Origin of the sequence: uncultured Rikenella sp. (assembly GCF_910577125.1) — a bacterium.
Classification (GTDB): Bacteria; Bacteroidota; Bacteroidia; order Bacteroidales; family Rikenellaceae; genus Rikenella.
Genome location: NZ_CAJTMN010000108.1, coordinates 1 through 6106, shown reverse-complemented (window position 1 = coordinate 6106; position 6106 = coordinate 1). Strand labels below are relative to the sequence as shown.

The following is a 6106-nucleotide window of genomic DNA, read 5'->3' as shown; positions in this document are numbered from 1 at the left end:
GTAGCTGTTTCCGCTGCTGCCGATGAGCCACAACGTGCCCGTATCCCGATGGCGGAAGCCCGGGGCGGAGACGCACCTACCCCTTAAAATAAAACAGCCACCAGAGCCCGACTCCGGTGACCGTATAACACCCGCAATAAAACACCCGCAACGCCAATCGTCGGGTCACGGCACCCTTTTGGATTTGGCCGCGAGATGCTCGATATTCAAACGCAAAACCGCCGTTCGATCGAACGACCTCCGGATGTATGGGTCCTCTTCCGGAACCAGCCCCAGCTCCGGATTGTACTTCTCCCGCAGAGCTACGAGCGCCTCCCAACGCTCCCCCTCATCAGTCACTTGGGCGATCCTGCCGAACACATGCACCGACTCGTACCCCGTCGAGTACGGCACCACCCGCGTTTTTCCCACCACACAGAAGCTCACCCGATCATTCGCCCCGATCGCATCGATTTTGTGCCCCTCCGGCGCGCAGTGGAAATAGATGCAATCTTTTTCCCGCCGATAGACATAGCTCATCGGAATCCCGTACCCATAGCCCTCCGGCGCGCACATCGCCAGAAAGCCGAACTCTCCCGACTCTAACAGATCCTTGGCCATCGCCTCGTCCCACAAGCGATCCTGCCGGCGTATTTCCCTGAAATTCATAAAGATTTTCCCCGTAAATCATCCTCCGACAACCTCCGTATCACTCCCTTCTTTACCCCCCACTCCTCCAGCGCCTCGCACAATTTCGCAGCCACCTCCGCCCTGACGAAACCCACCGATCCCGTCACCGTCCCCTCTCCCGACTCCCAGAACGCCGCCGCCACCGCATATTCTCCCCCATAGTCCAGCACCACCAGCATATTTTCCCTCCAGTCCCCCGGCCGGAGATACGTTTTGCTCGTCGTCAGTATCGTATACGCCGCCAGCTCCGTACTCTCCTGTCCCATAGCCTGGAAAGCCGAAACCAGCAGCGATGGATTGATCCGGTTGCGCAGCACCTTCGGAATCTCCCTGATCTCCTCTTCCTCCTCCGCGAACTCCGTTTTCGACAAAGCCAGCAATCCCTCCTGCAACACCTCGTCCGACACCTCCGCCACCCATCCCTTCCGCGGCCGATCGTACGTTCCCTCTCCCATCTCCCGCATGCGATCCAACAGCCCCGCATTGCTTGTGAACCACTCCGCCGCCTCTTCGTTCCGCGCCAGCTCGCACATCTCTCCGACCAACTCCCGCGTCGCCTCCAGCCACTCGTTTTTCTCCGGCTCTATTCCCACTCCCGTTCCTCCGCACCCCGTTACCAAAGTCGCCAGCCCCAGGATCATCCTGAGGCCGGTTCTGCGAAAACGTATCATATTTCGTTATTTTTTCGAACTCGAAACCCCCTCCCGTCGATCCGGCATCCGTCGCACCTCCTCCAGCCGTGCCGCCAGCTCTGCCACCCGTTCCGGATAGAGCTCCGCCACATTATTCCGCTCTCCGATATCCTCCGTCAGGTGATACAGCTGCGGCTCCTTCGCATTCCCCAACTCGATGTTTACGTTATGATCCTTCGCCGCTCCCCCGCTCGGCGCGATATACTTCCACCCGTCCATCGTAATCGACAGCGTGCCCGCATTCTCGACAATGTATTCCCGTCCCCCGGTGCGTTTCCGCTCTTTTCCCAGCCAGACCGCCAGATGATTCCGACTGTCCTGCGCCTCGCCCTCCGCGAGCTCTTCACCCACCAGCGCCGCCAGCGAAGCGAACCAGTCCACCTGCGACGCCGGCGCCTCGCTCACCCGTCCCGCCGGCACCCGTCCCGGCCACCTGACAATCGCCGGAATCCTCGTCCCCGCCTCGAAGATGCTGTACTTGCCGCCCCGGAACCGCCCCCACGGCTTGTGGTTCCCCAGCAGCTCCACTGCCCGATCCCGGTACCCGTCATCCACCACCGGCCCGTTGTCCGACGACAAGATCACCAGCGTGTTGTCCGCCACCCCCAGCGAGTCCAGCACCCCCAGAATCCTCCCCACCGACCCGTCGAACTGCAAGATCGCATCCCCCCTGGCCCCCATCCCGCTCTTGCCGACGAACCGTTCATGCGGCGCCCTCGGCACATGCACGTCGTTGGTGCAGAAATAGAGGAAGAACGGTTTTTCTTCTTCTCCCGTCCTCTCCGCCTCCCGTTGCGCCGCGACCGCCCGTTCGATAAAACCCGCTGCCCGTTCCGTAATCGTGTCCGCAATGTTTTCATCCACCCACAGCGCCTTTCCTCCGCCCGTCATAAAGCCGATCCTCCCGATCCCGTTCACGATCGCCATATCGTGCCCGTGACTCGCCTGCAGCTTGAGCATCTCGGGATTTTTACGTCCCGTCGGCTCGCCTGGGAACGGCTTGCTGTAGCTCACCCGGATCGAATCCTCCGGGTAGTTGGCCAAATCGAGCCCCACGACCCGTCCGTTCTCGATATAAACGCACGGCACCCGATCCGCCGTCGCCGCCATGATATAGGAGTAGTCGAAACCTATATCTTTGAGCCCCGGTGTGACCACCCCGTTCCAGTCTTGTTGTCCGGCTTTGTCGCCGAGACCGAGGTGCCACTTTCCGACCGCCGCCGTCGTATATCCCGCCCGCTGCATCATCTCCGGCAGCGTTTTGTGCTGCGGCGTGACGATCATCGCCGCATCTCCCGGTGCGATGCCCGTTCCCGGCCTCCGCCACGCATATTCCCCCGTTAGAATACTGTATCTTGCCGGCGTACTCGTGGCCGCCGTGGCATGCGCATCCGCGAACCGCACCCCCTCCGCCGCCAGCCGATCCGTATTCGGCGTCCGGATCGTCCCCTGCGACCCGTTGCACGCGATATCTCCGAACCCCAGGTCGTCTGCCAGAATAATGACCACATTCGGTTTTTGCGGTTCGTTTTTCGCTTTGCCGTTCGCCTCCGCCGCCGCAGCGGGTCTCACCGCCGCCCCTGCTCCTGCCGCCAGCGCCGCCAGCAGCCTCAGTTTCGATTTCAAGTCAGTCATATCGAGTTGGGTTGCAGAAAGTTTTTCCTTTGTAAAACAGAGTGGGCGGTTATCTCGCCTCGACCCGGATTTTGACGATCACCTTTCTGCTCGTGCCGTTGTTTCCGGCATCCTCCGGCCGGATCAGCGGCGCATGCGCATCCTCCGGGAAGAAGATGACGAACTCCCCCTTGCCTGCCGTCACGCGGCTCGTCGGCGTGTCGTTATAGAACACGATGTCGTTCTCCTCGTCGAACTCCCCCTTCTGTTGCGAGCAAGCCGCCCTCGGCGCCCATCCGAAATCCTCGCACCCGTCGATCATCACCTGCAGGTCGATGTACCTGTCGTGCGCTTCGAGCACCGCCTCCTGTTGCGGTTTGAGCCGGTGGTCGCCGACCATCGCGAAGAAATCCTTTCCCTTGATTTCATGTCTGCCGTTGAACGCCGGATCGTTCAGTTCCGAACGGTGTTGTGCCAGGTATTCGAAAGCCTCGGCGAAGAGCGGGTGGAGCTGCGCATATCTTTTTGCGCCGGTCTCCAAGGAGTCGTGTATCATGGTAGTTAGAGTTTGAACCGTCGAACAAATATAGCGAAAAGCGACCAGAAAACGTTAAGGTTCCGCCGCCGTGTCGGCCAGTAGCTATTGCAGTGCAGGAAAATAGAGTCTTGTGGAGTCTAAGACGCAGTAGGGTGTAGGCTGCCGCAGCGAAACGCAGTTTCGCCCGTCCCCGCACCCGTTGGGTGTTTAGTTAGGGGTTTTCTTCGCCTTACCAAGTGGGGCCCGCGCGGCCTGAGCGCAGTTCTATCTTGTTAGGGTAGAGGCGGCCATTTCGGAGTGCCCGCAGGCACCGCGCGCCTCCTTAAGCGGCGGCGCGCGAGCTTGTCAACGCGTTTTTGAGTCGCCCGCAGGGATTTCATTTCGATTTTGCTCACCGCAAAACGAGTGAAATCCCTCTTTAGACGGGCGGACGACGGGCGAGCTTTGTGCCGGACGGAACTGCCCTGCGCGGGCGGCGGCCGAGTGACCTCGGCGGGACAGAGCGATACTGCGTATCGCTTACTTGTTTGCTGCGCCCTGTTCTCTGTCCGCGCGCCTTGGAAAATCCTGTTCAAACACGACTGCGTGTTTGAACGATTTCCCTCTTAAGGCGTGGCGCGCGGGTGAGCTTTGTTCGCATTTTCCACGCGCCTGGGGAATTCCAGTCAAAATGTGCAAGCGAGTTTTGACGATTCCCCTCCTAAGGTGTGGCGCGCGGACTTGTCAAAGCATGTTTCCGTCGCCCGCGGCAATTCTTGCCGAATTGGCTCTCCGCCAATCGGCAGAATATGCCCTTTTAGGCGGAGCGGGCGACTGTCGAGCATCGACTGCCCTCGGGCCGGGCAGGCCCCGCGTGCCCGCGGAGGGCGAATGGCCGCCTCTACCCCTATCGATCGACGAACGCAACAGGAAACCGTCGCCGCAAAACAAAAAAAAGGTTCTCATCGTGAGATGAGAACCTTTTGGGAATTTCGTGGTCGGGGTGAGAAGATTCGAACTTCCGACCTCCACGTCCCGAACGTGGCGCGCTAACCGGACTGTGCTACACCCCGAAAATTCCGGGAACAAAGGTAAGCGAAAATTCCGAACCCGCAAACAGTTTTTCGAGAAAAAGCGAAAAAACGTCTCGAAAAACCTGGGAATAGACCGTTAGATTCGTGAAAATCAGCACATAAACACCCGCAAGAAAAAGCCCCTCAGAACCGCTTCGCCGCCGCGAAGACATCCCGGATCGTGCTGTACGTATTTTCGATGTACGAAGCCAAGCTGTCCGCCGCAATCCACCGAATATCCGTAATCCCCTCCTCCGTCTGCGGCTTCAGCTCCTCATTTCCGTCGTTTTCCATCGCGAACCACGTCGTCCGCTTGAGCACCCACTGGTCAGTCGCCTCGTAGTGCGACTCGTAGAGGTGATACGTCCGCGTCAGCAGCTTTCCGACCACCAGCCCCCGGATACCGCACTCCTCCTCCACCTCCCTGACCGCACACTCCGCAATCTCCTCCCCCCGTTCCAGCTTTCCCTTCGGCAAATCCCACCGCCCGTTGCGGAAAATCATCAACACCTCCCCCCTCGGCGAAGCGACCAGCCCCCCCGCCGCCTCGATCGGTACGAACTGTGCCGCGAACTGCGCGAAAAAGCGGTCATTCTCCTCCTCCGTCGGCGAAACGATAGCGACGGATTTGGCCGTTTCGAAAATTCTCTGCAAATTTGTTAACCCGAGCGTCGCCCCGCCGTCCGGCCCGAGCGCTTCGGCCTGCATGACCAGCCACGACGCATCCTTCGCCGCCGCGAGTGCCGCACACTCCTCCGGCGTGCCGAACGCTACGACATTATCCGAACGATAGACCTTTTTCATAAGTAGTTAGGTATGGAAACCGGCAAAAAGATTGCACAAACACTGCTGCAAATTAAGGCAATAAAACTCAGCCCTGCAAATCCGTTTACATGGGCCAGCGGGTGGCACTCCCCGATCTACTGCGACAATCGGAAGACCTTGTCCTATCCGGCGGCTCGTCGCGAGATCTACGAAGCTTTCGCCCGGCTCGTCTCCGAGAAGTATCCCCAGGCCGACGTGATCGCGGGGGTGGCGACGGGGGCGATCGCCTGCGGCGTGCTGACCGCGGAAGCGCTCGGCAAACCGTTTATCTACGTCCGTTCCGCCCCCAAAGACCATGGGATGGCCAACCAGGTGGAGGGCTATTTCGAACCGGGAGCGAAAGTCGTCGTCATCGAAGACTTGATCTCGACCGGCGGGAGCTCGTTAAAGGCCGTCGAAGCTTTGCGGGCCGCGGGGTGCGACGTGCTGGGGATGGTGGCGATTTTTACCTACGGCTTCCCGACCGCCGCCGCCAACTTCGAACGGGCGGGCGTCGTGCTGGACACCTTGTCCGACTACAACACCTTGATCGAGCTGGCGACCGAACAAGGCTACGTCCGGCCGGAAGAGGTGGCCACCCTTCGCGAGTGGCGCAAATCTCCGGATACGTGGGGCCGATAAGAAACCGATCCGTTTAACCGTTCTATTATTTGCACCTTATCTGGAGGGTACTGTTCTCTTTGTGAACAAAGAGAACCAGAAAAACTTTAGAGGAT

General features: G+C 59.6%; 6 protein-coding genes and 1 tRNA gene. 1 reads left to right on the top strand and 6 read right to left on the bottom strand.

Going from position 1 to position 6106, the window contains the following annotated elements; translation table 11 throughout:
• Positions 1–165: 165 nt before the first annotated feature.
• From QZ292_RS09110 to QZ292_RS09085, 6 genes are all read right to left on the bottom strand, one after another.
• Positions 166–648: a pyridoxamine 5'-phosphate oxidase family protein gene (locus tag QZ292_RS09110; protein ID WP_294600794.1), complete on the bottom strand. Its 483-nt coding sequence runs from the start codon at positions 646–648 to the stop codon at positions 166–168.
• On the bottom strand, positions 645–1340 hold the full coding sequence (locus QZ292_RS09105) for a hypothetical protein (protein WP_294600792.1): 696 nt from the start codon (positions 1338–1340) through the stop codon (positions 645–647). The genes QZ292_RS09110 and QZ292_RS09105 overlap by 4 nt, the downstream gene beginning before the upstream one ends.
• A 6-nt stretch (positions 1341–1346) precedes the next feature.
• Complete coding sequence (locus QZ292_RS09100) at positions 1347–2996, bottom strand: arylsulfatase (protein WP_294600790.1); 1650 nt, start codon at positions 2994–2996, stop codon at positions 1347–1349.
• Between the two features lie 49 nt (positions 2997–3045).
• Positions 3046–3531: a YhcH/YjgK/YiaL family protein gene (locus QZ292_RS09095; protein WP_294600788.1), complete on the bottom strand. Its 486-nt coding sequence runs from the start codon at positions 3529–3531 to the stop codon at positions 3046–3048.
• Between the two features lie 956 nt (positions 3532–4487).
• A tRNA-Pro gene (locus QZ292_RS09090) sits at positions 4488–4565 on the bottom strand.
• Between the two features lie 144 nt (positions 4566–4709).
• Positions 4710–5369 carry an NUDIX hydrolase gene (locus QZ292_RS09085; RefSeq protein WP_294600786.1) on the bottom strand — a complete coding sequence of 220 codons (660 nt, stop codon included), beginning with the start codon at positions 5367–5369 and terminating at the stop codon, positions 4710–4712.
• A gap of 12 nt (positions 5370–5381) precedes the next feature.
• Here QZ292_RS09085 and pyrE point away from each other — a divergent pair, with 12 nt between their 5' ends.
• Positions 5382–6011 (top strand): orotate phosphoribosyltransferase, encoded by a 630-nt coding sequence (pyrE, locus tag QZ292_RS09080; protein ID WP_294600784.1) that lies wholly within the window; start codon positions 5382–5384, stop codon positions 6009–6011.
• The last annotated feature ends 95 nt before the right edge of the window (positions 6012–6106 follow it).

Bases quoted from the DNA above. Each gene is read 5' to 3' on its own strand.
- QZ292_RS09095 (WP_294600788.1), bottom strand. From the start codon at position 3,531: ATGATACACGACTCCTTGGAGACCGGCGCAAAAAGATATGCGCAGCTC.
- QZ292_RS09105 (WP_294600792.1), bottom strand. From the start codon at position 1,340: ATGATACGTTTTCGCAGAACCGGCCTCAGGATGATCCTGGGGCTGGCG.
- QZ292_RS09100 (WP_294600790.1), bottom strand. From the start codon at position 2,996: ATGACTGACTTGAAATCGAAACTGAGGCTGCTGGCGGCGCTGGCGGCA.
- QZ292_RS09085 (WP_294600786.1), bottom strand. From the start codon at position 5,369: ATGAAAAAGGTCTATCGTTCGGATAATGTCGTAGCGTTCGGCACGCCG.
- pyrE (WP_294600784.1), top strand. From the start codon at position 5,382: ATGGAAACCGGCAAAAAGATTGCACAAACACTGCTGCAAATTAAGGCA.
- QZ292_RS09110 (WP_294600794.1), bottom strand. From the start codon at position 648: ATGAATTTCAGGGAAATACGCCGGCAGGATCGCTTGTGGGACGAGGCG.